1 protein-coding gene is annotated in these 803 nt (G+C 60.0%); it reads left to right on the top strand.

Translation table 11 applies throughout. From position 1 onward, the window contains the following. Positions 1 to 793, top strand: a 793-nt coding sequence (locus NA2_RS21200; RefSeq protein WP_008599355.1) for an IS3 family transposase, incomplete at its 5' end; no start/stop codon positions are given. Between the last annotated feature and the right edge of the window lie 10 nt (positions 794 to 803).

Raw genomic sequence — 803 nt, 5'->3', positions numbered from 1 at the left:
AGACTGGAAGGTGTCGATCCGTCGTGCCTGCGCCTGCCTGCGGATCGACACCTCGCTCTATCACTACAAGTCGAAGCGTGGCGACCAGGCCGCCCTGAAGGTCAGGATCAAGGAGATTGCAGCGACACGCGTGCGCTATGGCTACCGGCGTGTCCATGTTCTGCTGCGGCGAGAGGGCTGGACCGTGAATGCCAAGCGAATCTACAGGCTTTACAAGGAGATGGGACTGCAGTTGCGCAACAAGACGCCGAAGCGGCGCGTGAAGGCGAAACTGCGTGAAGACAGGACCGAAGCCGTACATTCGAACGATGTGTGGGCCATGGACTTCGTTCATGACCAACTGGCAACCGGCCGCAAGATCCGTGTGCTGACCGTCGTCGATACCTTCTCCCGGTTCTCGCCGGTGGTCGATCCGCGGTTCGGCTACCGAGGCGAAGATGTGGTAGCGACGCTTGAGCGGACCTGCCGTTCAGTTGGCTATCCGAAGACGATCAGGGTCGATCAGGGCTCCGAGTTCATCTCCCGTGACCTTGATCTGTGGGCCTATCAGCGCGGCGTCGAACTGGACTTCTCACGCCCGGGCAAGCCCACGGACAATGCCTATATCGAGAGCTTCAACGGCAAGTTCAGGACGGAGTGCCTCAACGCCCATTGGTTCCTGACACTTGACGACGCCCGCTCGAAAATGGAGGGATGGCGTAAGGACTACAACACTGTCCGCCCGCACAGCGCAATCGGCAACAAGCCGCCGATATCGCTCATGAAAGGCTCATCGGCCGCTTCCGCCGCATGAGATACCACCC

The sequence above is a fragment of the Nitratireductor pacificus pht-3B genome (assembly GCF_000300335.1).
In the GTDB taxonomy this organism is placed as follows: Bacteria; Pseudomonadota; Alphaproteobacteria; order Rhizobiales; family Rhizobiaceae; genus Nitratireductor; species Nitratireductor pacificus.
Note: the sequence above shows the minus strand (reverse complement) of the source record. Positions and strands in the feature narration are given on the sequence as shown.